The organism is Actinoplanes italicus, from assembly GCF_003001815.1.
In the GTDB taxonomy this organism is placed as follows: Bacteria; Actinomycetota; Actinomycetes; order Mycobacteriales; family Micromonosporaceae; genus Actinoplanes; species Actinoplanes italicus.
In genome coordinates, this window is sequence record NZ_PVMZ01000005.1 from 519443 (window position 1) to 535874 (window position 16432).

Below are 16432 nucleotides of genomic sequence, written 5' to 3' on the forward strand. Positions count from 1 at the left end.
CCCGTCGCACGACTCCAGTGGCTCGCATCGATGATTGATCCGCGCCGAGGTTCGAGGAGAACACGATGAAATGGCTGGGCCGACCGGCTCTCGCCGTCCTGGGGTGGGCGATGGCCGGACTCACCGCCGCCGTCCTGTTCAGTGGAGCGGCCCACGCGGATCCGCTGCCCGCCCCGTCCGATCAGGGGCAGTCCGCGCCGTACTACATCGTCACTGACAGTTACAACGGCGAACCGGAATACCTCTACGAGATCGCCGAGCGGTTCCTCGGCAACGGCGACCGCGCCATGGAGATCTTCGAACTCAACAAGGGCCGCTGGGAGCCCGGAGGGCAGCAGGTCGCCAACCCCGAGGTGATCGAGCCGGGCTGGGTTCTGCGGCTGCCCGCCGACGCCAAGGGCAAGGAGGTGAAGACCGGCGTCCTGCCGTTCCACCCGGAGCCCGCCGCTTCCTCCGCCTCCTCCGCTCCCGCGGCCACCGCGCCGGCGGCCACGACCGCGGCCACCACGCCCCCCGCCGCCGCGCCGGCAGGCACCAGTGGCGGCAGCTCTTGGCTGATCATCGTGGCCGGTGTGCTGGGGGTGGCGCTCCTCGCCGCCGGCGCGTGGTTCGGGCTTCTGGTGCTGCGCCGCAAGCGGGCCAAGACCGCGATCGTGCCGCCACCGGTCATGAACGACTCCGACGCGTGGACCGTCGACCGGGCGGCACGGGCCCTGGCCACCGCCTGCGTGCAGCAGGGCCGCGAGGCGCCGGAGACGGTCGCGCTGGTACTCGGACCGGAGACCGTGACCCTGCGACTGGCCACTCCGGACGAGGCCGCGCCGATCGGATGGACGGTCGGCGACGACGGCCGGACCTGGTCGGCCACCGTCAGCGAGGTGCAGCGCGCGACCGTGGACAACGCGCTGCCGGAGCCGTTCCCGCGGCTCGTACCGCTGGGTCTGACCGAATCCGGTCAGGTACTGCTGAACCTGGCCCAGTCCGGCGGGGTGATCAGCCTCGACGGCGACCGGGACCGTGCACACGACCTGGCCCGGGCCTGGTCCGTCCGGCTGACCCGAAGCCCGTGGGCGGCGAACATCCGGGTGATCCGGGTCGGGTTCGACCACGAGGCCGGAGAGCGGTTCACCGGCGTCGACGCCACGACCGTCACCGACGCGGCCCGGGTCGCGGAGACCTCGCCGGGCGGTGTCCTGCTGCTCGCCGGCACACCCCGCGGGCATGATCTGGCGCTGGTCAACGCGCTGCTCCAACACCCGCAGCGGGTGTGGTCGGCGGTCGTGATCCAGGCCGACGAGGCGCAGTGGCGGCTCTCGATCGCCGCGACCGGCGCCGTCGAGACGAGCCTCGTGCCCAAGCTGGCCGGGCTGCGCGTGTAGTCGTAGGGCGGACGGCCTCCGGAGCACCTGCCGGAGGCCGTCTCATCGCTTCCCTCTCCCCGGGCGGCGCTCCCCGGCACCCGGGTGGTGGTTGCCGATCTCCGGGCGGTGGTTCCCGATCGCGGCGGCGCATCCCGATTCCCGCTTGACCAGGACGAATACGGAATAGTCTGGTATCGACCTGGCTTGCTGGTGAAACACACGGAGGCGGCCATGACGACCGTTAGACGACAATGGGGCCGAATCGCCACGGTGATGCTTCTGGCCGGGGCCTCGATCGTTCCTGGCGCCGCGGTCAGAGCGTCGGGGTCGGCCGGTCAGGTGATCGTTCCGGCCGACGGCAGATGGGTGGACACCGGTATCGACGTGGTGACCGGCGGCTCCCTACGGATCAGCGCGTGGGGCACCTGGACCGACGGCAACGCCACCTCCGGCCCGGACGGTTCCCCCAAGCACTGGCCCGACAACTTCCTCAACCTCGAGGACATCGGCGTCTGCGCGGTCTGCGCGACAACGATGACCTCCGGATGGGGCGCACTCGACGGCTACATCGGCAACGCGCCGCCCGCCCCGGGCAGCTACACGTCGCACGCGGTCCTTCCGGAGGCGTGGAAGGTCTTCTTCGTCGGCTCGAACTTCGCCACGACGGTCCAGAACTCCGGACGGCTCTGGCTCAACAAGAACGCGGACGCCTACAGCGGCCACATCGTGGACAACAGCGGCTCCATCGCCGCCGTGATCGACACGTCGGCGCTCACACCCCCGGCCGCCGGGGTTCCCAGCATTCCCGACTTCGTCTGCCTCGGTGGCATCGGCGACTGCGACGGCACCCGCGCTCCGAACGACCATCCGCCCGGCTGAACGGTCGGCGGAATCGCGTCACTCACGATGGTGAACTCCGGGGCAGCGTCTCCCCATGGCTTCGAAAGGGACCGATTCTGAACAGGCTCGGTCCCCTCGAAGCCTCGGAGGTCGTCGTGTCGGTGATCCTGGTGCTGCGGTTGAAAGGCGACCCGGAAGCCCTCGAACGGTTCGCCAACGCCAACCCCGAACTGATGGACGGTCTCGCGGCCGCGGGCCGGGAACTCGGCGGTGTCCGGCACACGTTCGCGGCCGGCGACGGCGAGATCCTCGTGGTCGACGAATGGCCGGACGAGGCGAGCTTCCAGAGGTTCTTCGACAGTCAGCCGGACGTGCACCGGATCATGGAGGCGGCCGGCGCCCAGGGCCCGCCGGAGATCACCTTCTACCGCAAGATCGAGGGGCCCGGGCAATTCTAGAGAGACCCGGGTTGGTCCCCGGCAAGGCCGACGTCCGCGGACTCGACTTTCGCATTTCGGGTGCCCTACGTCCGCTGCGTGGCGACCTACGCCCGCAGGCGTAGGTCACACCACACACGCCGCTACCCCCGACTACGTGGTGACATACGCCCACAGGCGCACCGCAAGTCACCACACACGGCGCCGCCCCCGACCACGTGGAGAGCCACGCCCACAGACGGACCGCAGATCACCACACACGGCGCCCACCCCGACCACGTGGAGACCCACGCCCACAGGCGCACCGCAAGTCACCACACACGCCACCCACCCCGACCACGTGGAGACCCACGCCCACAGACGGACCGCAGATCACCACACACGCCGCCCACCCCGACCACGTGGAGAGCCACGCCCGCGAGCGCACCGCAGGTCACCACGCGACCGAGAGCGGTGACCTGCTTGTGGCGGCCATCCGTATCAGCGTCCGATTCTCGGCCGCGACGAATGTCAACGTAACCCCGCGTCCGCTACGGCAACCCCCGGGCCGCTCGGGCCCGGTCGGTCAGCTCCTGAAGGAGGGCGGCCTTCGCTCGCGCATGGTCACGCGAGTGGACGCCCGCGGCTGCCAGCTCCAGTTTCAGCCGGCCGTAGCGGTCTGCCTCCTCCGGATGCTCGCGCAGGTGGTCGCGGAGGATCCGCTGGTTGCGGGTCGGCCAGGTGTCGAGCGTGACCACATGCAGGATGTGGCTGCGTACCCTGTCCACCCAGCGCACGAAGAGCAGCCGGTCGGCCATGGCGTTGACATGACGGTGATACCGGAGCGGTTCCAGCACGTCCGCATGCCCGCCGACCCGGTCCAGGCGGTCGGTGGCCGCCATCAGATCGATCGTCGGCTTCGCCGCGAGGCCCGGGACGGCCGTCGATCCAATGTGTTCGATCGCCGCCACGGAGCCGCCCAGCACGAGCCTCAGTAGCGCGACGGCGCCGGCGGCCATGCCGGGCCAGGCCGGGTCGTACGGCACCACATCGACTTTGGTCACCGGCTCATCGTGGCATCGGCGGTGGGATAGCGTACCGGCGTGGACGTCACGGGGATGATCGCCGACGAGCGCCGCCGGATGGCCGATCTCGTCGACTCGCTCGACGCCGGGCAGCTGGACACACCGAGCCTGTGCGGTGCATGGAGTGTCAAGGAGGTGGTCGGTCACCTGGTCGCCGCCGTCGCGGCGCCCACGTCGACGACCCTGCTCCTGCTGGTCCGCAGCGGTTTCCGGATTCACCGGGCCAACGCGCTCCTGGCCGGCCGGATGGCCGAGCGGCCCGCCGGTGAGCTCGCCGCGCTGCTGCGCGAGCATGCGGAGAACCCGTTCAAGCCGCCGATCGTCGGCTATCCCGGGCAGCTCACCGACCTGCAGGTGCACGGGCAGGACATCCGGCGGCCGCTGGGACTGCCGCACGATCTGCGGCCCGACCGGCTGCGCGTGTCACTGGACTTCCTGGTGGGCGGGCGCGCTGTCGGTTTCGTACCGAAGCATCTGCCCAAGGGTTTACGGTTCGAGACCACCGACCTGGACTGGTCGTGGGGGCGGGGCCCGCTGGTCCGAGGCAGCGCCGAGGCGGTGATGCTGGCCCTGACCGGCCGCTCCGCCGCATTGACCGAGCTGTCCGGCGACGGGGTCCCGGCCGTCAGCCGCGTCTGACCGTCCGGCGAGGCGTCAGCCGGGTCTGCTCTCCTCGCCGCGCTTGATCATCGGCGGACTGCACGGGTCGCAGAAGCTCGGGGCCGGCTCGTGTGCGGTCAGCCGGTTCGGGATCAGCAGCCAGGCCACGATGCCGCCGCAGGTCATCAGCCCGGCGCACACCAGCATCGTGGTGTGATAGACCGGCTGCAGCGTGACCGGGTCGGTCAGGTTGCCCGCCCCCAGGCCCGCGACCAGCGGAAGCACGGCCACCGACAGCAGACCGGCGGCCCGCGCCACCGCGTTGTTGACGCCTGAGGCGACTCCGGCGTACGCGTCGTCGAGCGCGCCGAGCGCGGTCGCGGTCAGCGGCGCAACCTGCAGCGCCAGGCCCAGGCCGAAAATGATCACGGGTGGCAGCACGTCGGCCCAGTAGGAGGCGCCCGGCCCGACCATGCTGAGCCAGACCAGCGCCGCCGCGCAGATCAGCGGGCCAGCGGTCATCGGCAGGCGCGGGCCGATCCGCTGTGCGAGGGCGCCCGCGCGGGCCGACAACAGCAGCATCAGCACCGTCACCGGCAGCAGGGCGACACCGCCGGCCAGCGGGGAGAAGCCGGCGACCACCTGCAGGTTGACCACCACCAGGAAGAACACCCCGCCGTTCGCGGCGTAGACCAGGAAGGTGACCACGTTGGCGCCGCTGAACGCCGTCGACCGGAAGATCGCCGGCGGCACCATCGGGTGGGCGGAGCGGCGCTCGGCGACCACGAACGCGGCCAGGCCCGTCACTCCGAGAGCCAGGGCGGCCAGCACGGCGGGGTCACCCGGTCCGGCCTCCGGCCAGGCGGTGAAGCCGTACGTCAGCCCACCCAGCCCGACAGCACCGGTGACCAGGCCGATCGTGTCGAAGGCGCGGGCCGCGGACGGGTTGCGTGACTCCGGCACGTGCCGGGCCGCGACCAGGAGCACGAGCACCGCCACCGGCACGTTGATCAGGAAGATGTACCGCCAGTTGCCGATCTCGACCAGCCAGCCGCCCAGGAACGGGCCGAGCGCTCCCCCGATGCCGGCCAGCCCGGACCAGGCGCCGATCGCCCGTGACCGGTCCTCGTGAGCGAACGACGCCTCCAGGATCGCCAGGGCGCCGGGCGTGAGCAGCGCGCCGCCGATGCCCTGCAGGATCCGGGCGGCGACCAGCAGCTCGACGGTCGGCGCCAGGCCGCACAGCAGGGAGGCGACGGCGAACCAGGCCACGCCGGTGAGGAAGACCCGCCGGCGGCCGAACCGGTCGCCGAGCGAACCGCCGAGCAGGATGAGCGAGGCCAGGCTCAGGGCGTAGCCGTTGACCGTCCACTGCAGGCCGGCCGCGTCCGCGTCGAGGTCGCGGCCGATCGTGGGCAGCGCGATGTTGACGACGGTGGCGTCGATGAAGGCGAGGCTGGAGCCGAGCACGGTGGCCAGCAGCACCCAGCGGCCGGCCGCCGACCGGTAACGCAGCGGCGCGCCCGCCTGGAGATCCATGCACCGAACCCTACGTGGTCAGCAGTTCTCCGGTCGCGGTGAAATCCGGTTCGGGGACCGGCTTGCCGAAGTAGTAGCCCTGCAACAGGCGGTAGCCGAGCCGGCTCAGCGCCTGCGCCTGCTCGGCGGTCTCCACGCCCTCGGCCACGGCGTCCAGGCCGAGACCGTGGCTGACCTGGATCATCGCCTCGGCGATGACGGCGTGCCGGCCCGCCTCGGTGATCCGGTCCACGAACGACTTGTCGATCTTGAGGATGTCGACGGGGACGGTCTGCAGCAGCCCCAGCGACGAGTGCCCGGTGCCGAAGTCGTCGAGCGCGATCCGCACGCCCAGCGTCCGCAGCTCGTGCAGCGCGGTCACCGCCGGGCCGCCCTCGAAGACCGCCGTCTCGGTCACCTCGACCGTCAGGCGGTACGCGGGCAGTCCGGTGTCGACCAACACGGCGGCGACCCACGCGGCGAAACCGGGGCGTGCCAGCTGGCGGGCCGACACGTTGACGCTGACCCGGTCCGGTGCCAGCGGGCCGAGCCTCGCGGTCCACCGGACGAGCTGCTCGCAGGCGGTCCGCAGGATCCAGGCGCCCAGTTCGACGATGAGGCCGTTGCGCTCGGCGACCGGGATGAACACGCCCGGGCTGATCGGGCCGCGCTGCGGGTGCTGCCAACGGACCAGGGCCTCCACGGCCACGGTCCGCTGCGACGGCAGCGCCACGATCGGCTGGTAGACGACGTGGAACTGCCCGGCGTCGAGCGCGTGCCGCATCTGCGCGCCCAGCCGTACCTGCTCGTTGGACCGCTCGTCGAACGCCGGGGACCAGCGCCGGAACGCCTCGCCGGTCTGTTTGGCGATGCACATCGCCACGCCCGCCCGCCGCAGCACCTCGGCCGCGTCCGCGCCGCTGTCGCCGTCGGCCACCCCGATGCCGGCGCCGACCAGCACCTCGTTGCCGTCGGCGCGGACCGGATCGTGAACGGCGCGGATGAGCCGGGCCGCGACCGCGTCGGCCTGCGCCGCGGTCGCGGCGGTCAGCAGCACGGCGAACTCGTCCCCGCTGAGCCGCGCCACGGTGGCCTCCGGGCCGGCCAGCACCCGGACCCGGCCGCCGATCTCGGTGATGACCTGGTCGCCGACCGCGTGGCCGAGCTCGTCGTTGATGTCACGCAACCGGCTCAGCCCGACCAGGATCACGTGGGCCCGGTCTGTGGGCAGCGCCTCGCCGAGCGCACGGTAGAAGTAGCGCCGGTTGCCGAGTCCGGTCAGATCGTCCTGCATCGCGAGCCGCTGCAGTTCGACGGCCTGTCGGCTCACCCGGCCGTTGATCTCGACGATCCGGACCATACCGAGTACGAACAGCACCACGGCACCGGCCCCGATGACGGTCCGGTTGACCGTGTCCGCGCCGATCGACGGGATGAACAGCAGCGTCGGCGCCAGCACCGCGCAGCCGCCCAGCATCACCGTCCGGACCCGGTTCGATCGCGGCACCTCGAAGGACTCGCGGCCGGCCGGCGCGGCCATCGACGGGTGCAGCGCGGCGGAGGCCGTCAGCACGTACGACAGCAGCCAGCCCCAGTCCAGGGCGCGTCCCTCGTAGTCGAAGTGCAGGCTCGCCACCGAGAACCCGACGTCGGCCACCAGCAGCAGCCCCATCGACACACCGAGCAGGTCGGCGCTGCGCGTACGGGCTCCGCCGCCGGTCAGCAGTCGCGCCACCATGACCAGCAGCAGCAGGTCCAGCGCCGGGTAGGCGGTGCTGACGATCCGCTCGAGCATCGACACGGAGTCGTCGGAGGCGACCGGATGCAGGACGAACACCCACAGCACCAGGCTCAGTCCGACGGCCGCCATCGACGCGTCGATGAGCCCGCCGGACTCGCCGCCGCGCCACCAGCGCAGCAACAGCAGCAGCCCGCCGATCAGCGGCAGGTAGGAGACCAGATAGAACACGTCGGCGACCGACGGGTACGGCTCGACGTGCAGGATGTTCTTCAGGTACCACCAGGCGACGTCACCGCACACCGACAGGATCAGCCCGGTGGAGAACAGCACCCAGGCGACGGCCCGCCCGGGCCGATGCCACCGCACCCCGGCCAGCACCGCGAGCGCCGAGAGCAGGCCGATCGTGTTGTAGGCGGCCAGCGACACCACGGTGTCGGCGGGCAGCAGGTAGTAGCAGCCGGTCGCCAACGCGCCGCCCGCCGTCCACCAGAGCCATTGATGAGCCGCTCTCACGTGCCGCATGATCGGCATCGCTGTGCGGCACTTGAGGGATCAACGCGTCCGGCGGACGGTCTCCTCGATCAGGCCCGCACGGGTCGCGAGCGGCCCCGCGGGCACGTCGACGAGCGTGTAACCCAGCTCACGGTAGACGTCCTCGTGGATCCGCTCGAAGACCAGCGACTCGGCCAGAGTGATCCGGCGGGCGGCCGTCGGCTGCACGAAACCCTGATGGCGTACGAAGAACACGTCCCGTTCGTAGAAGTGCCCGGCCCGGACGCGCTCGACCTCGGCGAGCAACGCGGCCGAGGGCGGCACCGCGGCGTAACGGCTCAGCGCCAGGGTGCAGATCGGCGAACGGTCGAAGAACACCGTGTCGTGCTGCCAGGCCGCGGTGTCCCGCTGCCGTCCCCGCTGGAGTCGCAGTACCCGGTCGACGAACTCCGGCGACCGCCACGGCTCCGGCTCACCGAGGGCCTGGTGGAGGGCGATGACATCCGTGGCGGCCTCCTCGACCACGCCGGCCCCGGTCGTCTCCAGGTGCCGCAGCAGCGCCGTCTTGCCCGATCCCGGTGTGCCGGTGAGGATGTATCGCCGCATCTCAGGCCGCGGCCGGGTGGATACGACGGGCCTCGACGCGGGTCTCCGGCCGGCCCTCACCCCGCTGGTCCTCGATGAGGGCACCCGTCCGCCCGGGGCGAGGAGACCTTCCACGGTTGTAGTAGTCGAGCCGCTCGGCCAGCACGTCGTCGGTCACGCCAACACCATGCGCCATCGCACGGCGTCAGCTCAAGCCGAGCCGCCGCAGCGCCAGGGCGACGTAGCCGCGTGGCGCCCGGTCACGCCAGCCGGGCGGGAAGCCGGGCAGGACGTCACGCTCCTCGGCGTCGACGAGCAGGTCCAGCGCCCGATCCGGCAGGTCCGGGCCGAGCCGGTACGCCAGCGCGATCGCGGCCGTCACCCGTACCGCGAAATCGGGGTGATCCAGCAGCGCCGTCATGCGCCCCACGATGGCCTCCGGCGCGACACCGAGATGTGCCAGCGCGAGGTTGGCCCCGGCCCGGACCGCGTCGTCGCGATCCGCCGCCAGCAGCGCGCCGAGCGTCGGCTCGTCGAGGGGGAACCAGGCCAGCAGCTCGGTCGCCGGTGACGCCACCTCCGGGTCAGGGTCGCCGAGCCAGCGCCGGTAGGCGTCGAGGTGCTGCCCGGTCGCCCGGTAGGCGTCGGCGTCCCACTTCACGGCGCAGGCGTCGGCGACGTCGATCCAGTCCTCGTCGAACTCCTCCTCGAGGTGGTACACCCGCTCGACGACCATGGCCTCCTGCTCCGCGGTCACCGTCCGGTCGAAGGCCGCCACCGGGTCGAACGGCAGGTCGCGGTCACCGCGGGCGCCCAGTCCGACATGCCGCAACAGGGTCACGAGCGCGGCCCGGTCCGGTGTGGCGGGGTCGTCGGCCAGCCGCGCGAGGAAGGGCACCACGTGGGCGCTGACCTGCCAGCGGGTGCCCTGGTGGACGACGGCGTCCGACAATTTCGTGAGCGCGTCACCCCGTACCGCAGCATCTTTTGAAATCAATGCCATGATCTGCCGGGGAACGTCCTCGGCCGAGCGATATGTCCCGTGCAACGAGCCCCAGGCCACCCCATCAAGATCGGAGAGCGGATCCACGGTACGGATTATCGTGGCGCCTTGACGACGGCGGCTAGCGTGCCCCCGGTGGATGTGGCCCGCACCTTCCTGACCGAGGTCGACGCCCGGCAGCCCGGCGCGCTGACCGGCCTCTTCCTGGCCGTCTCGTCGCTGACCGTCGGCCGGCTTTCTACCACGCGTTCAGCCGGAACAACCTCGACACGTACTGGCGCTCGACCCTCTGCGGATCCGCGAGCGCCCGGAGGAGCCGACCGCCTATGACGACACGTCCGAGCGCGGCCGGGAGACGTACGACTTCCTGAAATGGGCGATCGACGACGGCCTCAACCGAAAATCGATGGCCCCGGAGGGATACCACCGAATAGGAAGCAGCGGTGAACTCCTGGATCGTGGCGGTTGAGGCCGTCGACTCGCCCGACGCCCGCCTGCTCCGCCGCGACTACTACGCCGAGGTCGCGAGCCGCTACCTGCACCGGCCTCTCACGGCCGGGGAGATCGATCAGGGGCTGGCCGGGGACGGTGCCGAACTGCTCGTCGCACCGTCGGGCCGGTTCGTCGTCGGGCGGTACGCGGGCGAACCGGCCGCCTGCGCCGGTTACCTCGTCCTGGACGACGAACGCGCCGAACTCACCCGCGTCTATGTGCGGCCGGCCGCGCGCGGCCACGGCGGCGCCGACCTGCTGCTGACGATGCTGGAGGCGCACGCACGCGAACAGGGACTCAGGGAGATCGTGCTCAACACACGACTCGACCTGGTGGAGGCGCGAGCGTTGTACCGCCGGCACGGCTACGCCGAGATCCCCGCCTACTGCACCGGGCCATACATGGAGATCTGGTACGGCAAGCGCCTCTGACACCGCTCAGGCGGTGGTCCACGCGCTGGGCGGATGCTCGTCGAACGGCAACCAGAGCGACGGCTGCGAGTCCGAGTCGTCAGGCCAGCGCAGCTGCACCACGGGGAACGGCGGCTGCTGGTAGTAGTCGATCGCCGCCCCGAACAGGCGCTCGTACCAGCTGCTGTGCACCGGCGCGAGGACGAGCTCCCGCCCCTCGACGATGCCGGAGAGCCGCAGGTCAGGCGTCAGTTCCAGCCCATCCCGAACCATCGCGCCCACCGTGTTGACGATCTCCATGGCCTGCTGCTGCGGCACCCCGAGCAGACAGACCTCGACACTGCCGAAACTGTGCCAAAGACCTATGCTGTACGCCCAATCGGGCATCGTGAGCCCGGCGACGCCGGTGACGCCCCAGCCGTACTCACGGACCAGCTGCGCGTTACGGCGTTCCCGCGCCGGCCAGGACCGCTCAGGCGACCGCCACCACCGCCGGGGCCCGCCGTCCCCGTCACAGATCAGGCAGTGGCATTCACGCTGAGAGAGGTCACGCACCGGCAGATCGTAGACGCACCATGGGGTCCACGCCGGCAGGCAGGAGGTTAGGGTGCTTCGGTGCCCGCCGACGAGCCCGCCCGCGCCCGGCGCCCCGCATCGGTGACGGCCGCCTTCCGGTGCCAGGTCGCAATCGCGTTGCTGCTGGTCGTCGTGGCCGTGGTGAACGCGGTCGACACGGTCCTGACGAGGCGGGTCCACGGGGATCCGCTGGCCGGCTCGTTCGACGATGTCGTCCTGTACCTGGTCCTCGCCGCCTGGCTCGGGTTCGCGGCGCCCGGCCTGCGCCGGGGCCGCCGCCCGGCGTACTGGCTGAGTCTTTCCGGTCTGCTGTTGCCGTTGGCGGCCTTGGCGTCCGAATTCGCCTTCGGCACGTCGACCCACCATTTCGCCGTCTACATCGGACCGGTCGGCGACGAAGACCTGGTGGTGCTGGCGAATACCTGGTCGACCGTGACCTCAGCGGTGACCGGGCTGGGAGGCGTGGCGATCCTGGCCCTGATGCCGGCGGCCGTCGCCCTCCTGCTGACGGGATCCGCTCGCGGCTTCTTCCTCCGGGCGTCACCGGGAACCGTGCAACGGGATGCGTAAGGTTGCGGCGATGAGAGCGCTCATGGTGCGCGGCGGCTGGGAGGGTCACGAGCCGGTGGCCTGTACCGAACTGTTCCGCGATCTGCTGACGGACAACGGCTTCGAGGTGACCACGTCGGAGACGCTCGACGTCTACACCGACCGGGAACTCCTCGCCGCGACGGATCTGATCATCCAGTGCTGGACCGGTGGGCGGTTCACCGCCGAGCAGGAGAAAGGCCTGGTCGCGCGGGTGCGGGACGGCGCCGGGTTCGCCGGGTGGCACGGCGGGATTCTGGCTACCGGGTACGACGCCTCGAGCTACCAGTTCATGATCGGCGGCCGGTTCCTGTGCCATCCGGGCGGGTTCGTCGACCACACCGTCGACATCACCGGGGATCACCCGATCGTCGCCGGGCTGGACAGTTTCGCGGTGCACACCGAGCAGTACTACTGCCATGTCGATCCGTCGCTCGACGTGCTGGCCACCACGACGTTCGCCGGACATCCGGACGAGCCGGGGACAGCCGGTGTGGTCATGCCGGTGGTGTGGGTGCGGCGGTTCGGTGCCGGGCGGGTGTTCGTGTCCACGCTCGGTCACTCCCCCGCCGACCTGCTCGTCCCGCAGACCCGCACGCTCACCGGCCGCGGCCTGCTCTGGGCGGCCGGTCACTGACAGGCCGTCCGTCAGGCCGGTCCACCGAACCTCGCGACGTAGTGCCAGACCCGCTTGAGGTCCTGCGGTTCGTATCGGCCGGTGCGGACCGCCTCACCGATGATCCGCGGGGTGAGCTCGCCACCGACCGCGATCGCGGCACCGAGCTCGACGAACTCCGGCCCTCGATACTCGGGATGGCGGCGCAGCTCGGCCACCGGTAGGCGGAGACCCGGATGCCACTCGACCGGGCACGGCAGGCGGTGGGCCAGCGTCTCCACCTCGGTACCCCGGTAGCTGGGGTCGAGCACCAGCGCCTCGACGTCACGGTCCAGACGTACCGGACCATGCACGTGCGCCTCGACGTAGTCGTCCAGCATGTCCTGCTCGTCGGCGAGGGCCAGGCCGATCAGCGACATCCGCCCGGCCACGGCGAACGCCGACGGCTGCAGGTAGCTGTCCGGGTAGCAGAACGTGGACCGGGCGACGGCGCCGGCGGTCAGTCGCAGGTGGGCCGACCCGAACCGGGGAGCGCCGCCGACCGGCCGGAGCCGGAAGTTCAGGGCACCGTAGACGGGTCGCAGGTGGGGTGGTGCCTCGTCGTAGCAGCCACCGAAGATGCGCTGTTCCCACACCCAGCGATCGCCGCCGGGGAAGGCGGTCAGCCCGCCGTTGCCGGTGCCGGTCACGAACTGGGACAGATAGATCCCGCCGTCGCCCAGTTCACGCAGCAGGTGCCGTCCCGCGTTGATCCGGTCGGGGTGGAAGTTGAGCGTCACCCGCAGTGAGGGGTGCACCGGCGGCCCGTCCGACAGGTCGGCGACATGCCGCAGTGCCCGCGCGCCGTACGAGTGCAGCTCGTCCCGCAGATCCATGCGGAGCATCCTGCCGAAACCCGGATCAGCGACGAAACCGAGTTTCGTGCGTGTGCGGAATTGTCGTACCCGAGGGGCATGATGGCGGCGTGACATCGTCAGCTGGGGAACTCCTCGCCGACGAGCTGGCCGCGCTTCCGCTCACCGAGCAACTCATCCTGTTCCCCCCGTCGCTGACCCCGAAAGGCAGGCCGTGGTCCCGCTCACCGAGCCCCTCACCGATTTCCCGCTACCGGCTTCCGGCGGCTCCCGCGCCGTCGTGGTTCGACTTCCCTTCTCCGGTACGCCTGACGAGCGTTCGACGGCTTCGCCCGACGACACCGTTCCCGGCTCCCGGCCATCCCACCCGGCCGAGACCGTCCCTCAGCCGTAGCTACACGACCTTCTGTGGCTTGGGATGACAGCGCGGCAGCGCCGGCCCGGTGGACCGAGTCCGGGCAGCAGCCGGCCGGGCCGTCCGCATCCTCACCGCAGCCGCGGTGTGAGGCCGGCCTAGGCTGGTTGACGACCGGCTCCCGGCCGGGGCACTTCGAAGATCGACAGCAGGCCGGTGATCTCCAGGACCTGGAAGACGACGGTGCTCACGGCTACGACGGTGAGCCGCGAACCCGCGGCCTCGGCCTCCTGGCGGCTCTCGATCAGAGCGCGTAAGCCGCCGGAGTCGAGAAATTCCAGATCCCCGGCGTCGAGGCCGATCGGCCGGCCGGGATGGCTCCGGACCGCCTGAGTGACCGCGTCGGAGAGTTTCGGCGCCTCGTCGGAGTCGAGTTCGCCGACGAGCGTCAGTCGGATCGCGTCGCCCGTCTCGTCGACGTCGATCCGCAGGCGGGAGGCGGAGGTGAACAGGTGGTCGGGAATCAACGAAACGCCCCAAGGGTCGCAGCCGAGTTTCCCTCACTGTTGAAGGTGTCCCGGCAACCATAGTCCCCGTTCATCGCGCCGCATGACGGCCATGCTGATCCGATGCTCCGCCGGCGGGTCGCCTCAGGCCAGCATCGGTGACAGCCCGGAGACGGCGGCGACCCGCCGCATGACGGGGGTCAGCCCGGTCACCACCACCGTCAGGTCACGGGCCCGGGCCGCCTCGTAGACGCCGAGCAGCACCCGGATCCCCGCGGCGTCGACCAGCGGCACCCGGCTGAGCTCGAGTGTGACGTGGCGGCCGGCGGGCTGCCTGCGGATCAGGGCGAGCAGGGCGTCGCGTAGCTCCGCGGCGTTGTCGCGATCGACCTCCCCGGACACGGTGATCTCGAGCCCGCCGGTCGGCAGCATGCGTGGCGCCATCTCGAACGGGCCGTCGGCGGTGTCGGGGCCGCCGGGCCAGCGCGGCTCCTGGTCGGTGAGCAGGCCGGCGCGCAGCCAGGCCAGCACCCGGGCCAGCACGCGCGACACCTGCATCTGCGAGATGCCGAGGTCGTCGGCGATGGCGGACTGGGTCCGGCCACCGTAGAAGACGGAGACGACGACGTGCCGTTCCCGGTCCGGCAGGCGGGCGATCAGCTCGGCGACGGTGAGCCGGTCCGCGGTCTTCTCCAGCGCGGCGTCCACATCACCGAACAGCTCGGCGTACTCGACCGAGCCGTCGCCGACCGGCATGTTGAGCGAGGACGGCCGGTAACCGGCGGCGCACAGCCGGGCCTTCGCGACGTCAGCCGGTTCGATCCCGCAGGCCCGCGCCACCTCACGGTCGTCGGGCCGTCGTCCCAGCTCGCGGGTCAGCACGGCCTCGTTCTGGTTGACCTCCAGCGCGAGCTCCTGCAGGCGGCGTGGGACGTGCACGCCCCACGTGTGGTCGCGCAGGTAGCGCTTGAGCTCGCCGACGACGGTGTTGATCGCGTACGCCGTGAACGAGCCGCGCTCCGGGTCGTACCGGTCGACGGCCTTGACCAGGCCCATCCGGGCCACCTGTTCGAGGTCGGCCAGGGGTTCGGAGGTCCGCCGGAAACGCCTGGCGAGGCGATCGGCCAGCGGCAACGCGACGGCCACCATCTCGTCGCGCAGCCGCCGGGCGCGCGCGGCATCCGCCACCGCGTGTTCGCGGGCGTAGTCCTCGGCCGTCTCGTCGAGATCGGCCCTCTCGTCGAATCGCTGCGGGGCTTCCCATTGTCCGACAGACATCCCAACCGCCACCTCGCGTCGTTCCCGGCCCCGTCCGGGCTCCTACTTTCCGGCCGTGAACGGCGCAGACAGCGCCTCGTCGATCTGTCACCCCGGGGTCTTCCAGGTGATCGCCGGGCCGACGCTTGATCGCCCGCAACGGGGGTAGTCATCGGCCCTCGACTGGAGGGGGCAGGTGGGAAATGCTGGTCTGGCCTGGGAATCCGTACCCGCTGGGTGCGACTTTCGACGGTGGTGGCACGAACTTCGCGGTGTTCTCGGAGATCGCCGAGCGGGTGGAGTTGTGCCTGTTCGACGACGACGGCCGGGAGACGCGGGTCGACCTGCCGGAGCGGGAGGCGCTGGTCTGGCACGGCTATCTGCCGCGGGTGGTGCCGGGCCAGCGGTACGGCTACCGGGTGCACGGTCCGTACGACCCGTCGCGCGGTCTGCGGTGCAACCCGTCGAAACTGCTGCTCGACCCGTACGCGAAGGCCATCGACGGCGACTACCGCTGGGATCAGGCGCTGTTCGCGTACGGCTTCGACGACCCGGATTCACGCAACGACGACGACTCGGCGCCGTTCACACCCCGCTCGGTGGTGATCAACCCGTATTTCGACTGGGGCAACGACCGGCCGCTGCGTAAGCCGTTCCATCAGACGGTGATCTACGAGGCGCACGTCAAGGGCATGACGATCCAGCACCCCGGCATCCCGGAGGACGTGCGCGGCACCTACTCGGGCCTCGCGCACCCGGTGATGATCAAGCACTTGCAGCGTGTCGGGGTGACGGCGGTCGAGCTGATGCCGGTGCACCAGTTCGTCCACGACAACGGCGGAGCCAACTACTGGGGTTACAACACGATCGGGTTCTTCGCCCCGCACAACGGCTACTCCTCGTTCGGCTGCCGTGGCGGTCAGGTGCAGGAGTTCAAGGCCATGGTCAAAACGCTGCACCAGGCCGGCATCGAGGTGATCCTCGACGTGGTCTACAACCACACCGCGGAGGGCAATCACCTGGGCCCGACGCTGTCCTTCAAGGGGATCGACAATCCGGCGTACTACCGCCTCGTCGACGAGGACAAGCGGTATTACTACGACACGACCGGTACCGGGAACAGTTTGAATGTGCGGC

The 16432-nt window shown here is 70.8% G+C and carries 18 protein-coding genes; 8 read left to right on the top strand and 10 right to left on the bottom strand.

Going from position 1 to position 16432, the window contains the following annotated elements:
- Positions 1 to 65: 65 nt before the first annotated feature.
- The 3 genes from CLV67_RS16195 to CLV67_RS16205 all read left to right on the top strand — a co-directional run bounded on the left by CLV67_RS16195 (position 66) and on the right by CLV67_RS16205 (position 2659).
- Positions 66 to 1379, top strand: coding sequence for a LysM peptidoglycan-binding domain-containing protein (locus tag CLV67_RS16195; RefSeq protein ID WP_106319034.1), 1314 nt, complete (start codon positions 66 to 68; stop codon positions 1377 to 1379).
- 213 nt (positions 1380 to 1592) lie between these two features.
- Complete coding sequence (locus CLV67_RS16200) at positions 1593 to 2240, top strand: hypothetical protein (RefSeq protein ID WP_146169176.1); 648 nt, start codon at positions 1593 to 1595, stop codon at positions 2238 to 2240.
- Positions 2241 to 2356: 116 nt separating this feature from the next.
- Positions 2357 to 2659 (top strand): antibiotic biosynthesis monooxygenase family protein, encoded by a 303-nt coding sequence (locus CLV67_RS16205; RefSeq protein ID WP_106319038.1) that lies wholly within the window; start codon positions 2357 to 2359, stop codon positions 2657 to 2659.
- 509 nt (positions 2660 to 3168) lie between these two features.
- On the opposite strand, the gene CLV67_RS16210 is transcribed toward CLV67_RS16205, so the two are convergent.
- Positions 3169 to 3681: a GrpB family protein gene (locus CLV67_RS16210; RefSeq protein ID WP_203736973.1), complete on the bottom strand. Its 513-nt coding sequence runs from the start codon at positions 3679 to 3681 to the stop codon at positions 3169 to 3171.
- Between the two features lie 39 nt (positions 3682 to 3720).
- On the opposite strand from CLV67_RS16210, the gene CLV67_RS16215 reads away from it, so the two are divergent.
- A complete protein-coding gene (locus CLV67_RS16215; RefSeq protein ID WP_106319040.1) occupies positions 3721 to 4341 on the top strand; it encodes a maleylpyruvate isomerase family mycothiol-dependent enzyme in 621 nt (206 codons plus the stop codon).
- A gap of 15 nt (positions 4342 to 4356) precedes the next feature.
- Here the strand turns inward: CLV67_RS16215 and CLV67_RS16220 are convergent, their stop codons facing one another.
- The 5 genes from CLV67_RS16220 to CLV67_RS16235 are packed head-to-tail and all read right to left on the bottom strand — an operon-like array spanning position 4357 to position 9728.
- Positions 4357 to 5841, bottom strand: coding sequence for an MFS transporter (locus tag CLV67_RS16220; RefSeq protein WP_106319042.1), 1485 nt, complete (start codon positions 5839 to 5841; stop codon positions 4357 to 4359).
- 10 nt (positions 5842 to 5851) lie between these two features.
- Positions 5852 to 8083: a putative bifunctional diguanylate cyclase/phosphodiesterase gene (locus CLV67_RS16225; RefSeq protein WP_106319163.1), complete on the bottom strand. Its 2232-nt coding sequence runs from the start codon at positions 8081 to 8083 to the stop codon at positions 5852 to 5854.
- 30 nt (positions 8084 to 8113) lie between these two features.
- The gene (locus CLV67_RS16230) at positions 8114 to 8659 is read right to left on the bottom strand and encodes an AAA family ATPase (RefSeq protein WP_106319044.1); all 546 of its coding nucleotides are present in this window, start codon (positions 8657 to 8659) and stop codon (positions 8114 to 8116) included.
- A 1-nt stretch (position 8660) separates the two neighbouring features.
- On the bottom strand, positions 8661 to 8816 hold the full coding sequence (locus CLV67_RS51935) for a hypothetical protein (protein ID WP_170153889.1): 156 nt from the start codon (positions 8814 to 8816) through the stop codon (positions 8661 to 8663).
- 27 nt (positions 8817 to 8843) lie between these two features.
- Positions 8844 to 9728, bottom strand: coding sequence for a HEAT repeat domain-containing protein (locus tag CLV67_RS16235; RefSeq protein WP_146169178.1), 885 nt, complete (start codon positions 9726 to 9728; stop codon positions 8844 to 8846).
- A 356-nt stretch (positions 9729 to 10084) separates the two neighbouring features.
- Between CLV67_RS16235 and CLV67_RS16240 the strand changes: the two genes are divergently transcribed.
- The gene (locus CLV67_RS16240) at positions 10085 to 10564 is read left to right on the top strand and encodes a GNAT family N-acetyltransferase (protein WP_106319048.1); all 480 of its coding nucleotides are present in this window, start codon (positions 10085 to 10087) and stop codon (positions 10562 to 10564) included.
- Positions 10565 to 10570: 6 nt separating this feature from the next.
- On the opposite strand, the gene CLV67_RS51940 is transcribed toward CLV67_RS16240, so the two are convergent.
- The gene (locus CLV67_RS51940; RefSeq protein WP_170153890.1) at positions 10571 to 11098 is read right to left on the bottom strand and encodes a DUF4262 domain-containing protein; all 528 of its coding nucleotides are present in this window, start codon (positions 11096 to 11098) and stop codon (positions 10571 to 10573) included.
- Between the two features lie 60 nt (positions 11099 to 11158).
- On the opposite strand from CLV67_RS51940, the gene CLV67_RS51945 reads away from it, so the two are divergent.
- Both CLV67_RS51945 and CLV67_RS16250 read left to right on the top strand, forming a co-directional pair.
- The gene (locus tag CLV67_RS51945) at positions 11159 to 11689 is read left to right on the top strand and encodes a hypothetical protein (protein ID WP_170153891.1); all 531 of its coding nucleotides are present in this window, start codon (positions 11159 to 11161) and stop codon (positions 11687 to 11689) included.
- Between the two features lie 10 nt (positions 11690 to 11699).
- A complete protein-coding gene (locus CLV67_RS16250) occupies positions 11700 to 12344 on the top strand; it encodes a ThuA domain-containing protein (RefSeq protein WP_106319052.1) in 645 nt (214 codons plus the stop codon).
- Positions 12345 to 12355: 11 nt separating this feature from the next.
- On the opposite strand, the gene CLV67_RS16255 is transcribed toward CLV67_RS16250, so the two are convergent.
- The 3 genes from CLV67_RS16255 to CLV67_RS16265 all read right to left on the bottom strand — a co-directional run bounded on the left by CLV67_RS16255 (position 12356) and on the right by CLV67_RS16265 (position 15316).
- Positions 12356 to 13198, bottom strand: a complete 843-nt coding sequence (locus CLV67_RS16255) for a DUF3626 domain-containing protein (protein ID WP_203736972.1) — start codon at positions 13196 to 13198, stop codon at positions 12356 to 12358.
- Between the two features lie 492 nt (positions 13199 to 13690).
- The gene (locus tag CLV67_RS16260) at positions 13691 to 14059 is read right to left on the bottom strand and encodes an STAS domain-containing protein (protein ID WP_106319056.1); all 369 of its coding nucleotides are present in this window, start codon (positions 14057 to 14059) and stop codon (positions 13691 to 13693) included.
- 123 nt (positions 14060 to 14182) lie between these two features.
- Positions 14183 to 15316 (bottom strand): sigma-70 family RNA polymerase sigma factor, encoded by a 1134-nt coding sequence (locus CLV67_RS16265; protein WP_106319058.1) that lies wholly within the window; start codon positions 15314 to 15316, stop codon positions 14183 to 14185.
- 182 nt (positions 15317 to 15498) lie between these two features.
- On the opposite strand from CLV67_RS16265, the gene CLV67_RS16270 reads away from it, so the two are divergent.
- On the top strand, positions 15499 to 16432 hold a 934-nt coding region (locus CLV67_RS16270; RefSeq protein WP_249037948.1), incomplete at its 3' end, for an alpha-amylase family glycosyl hydrolase.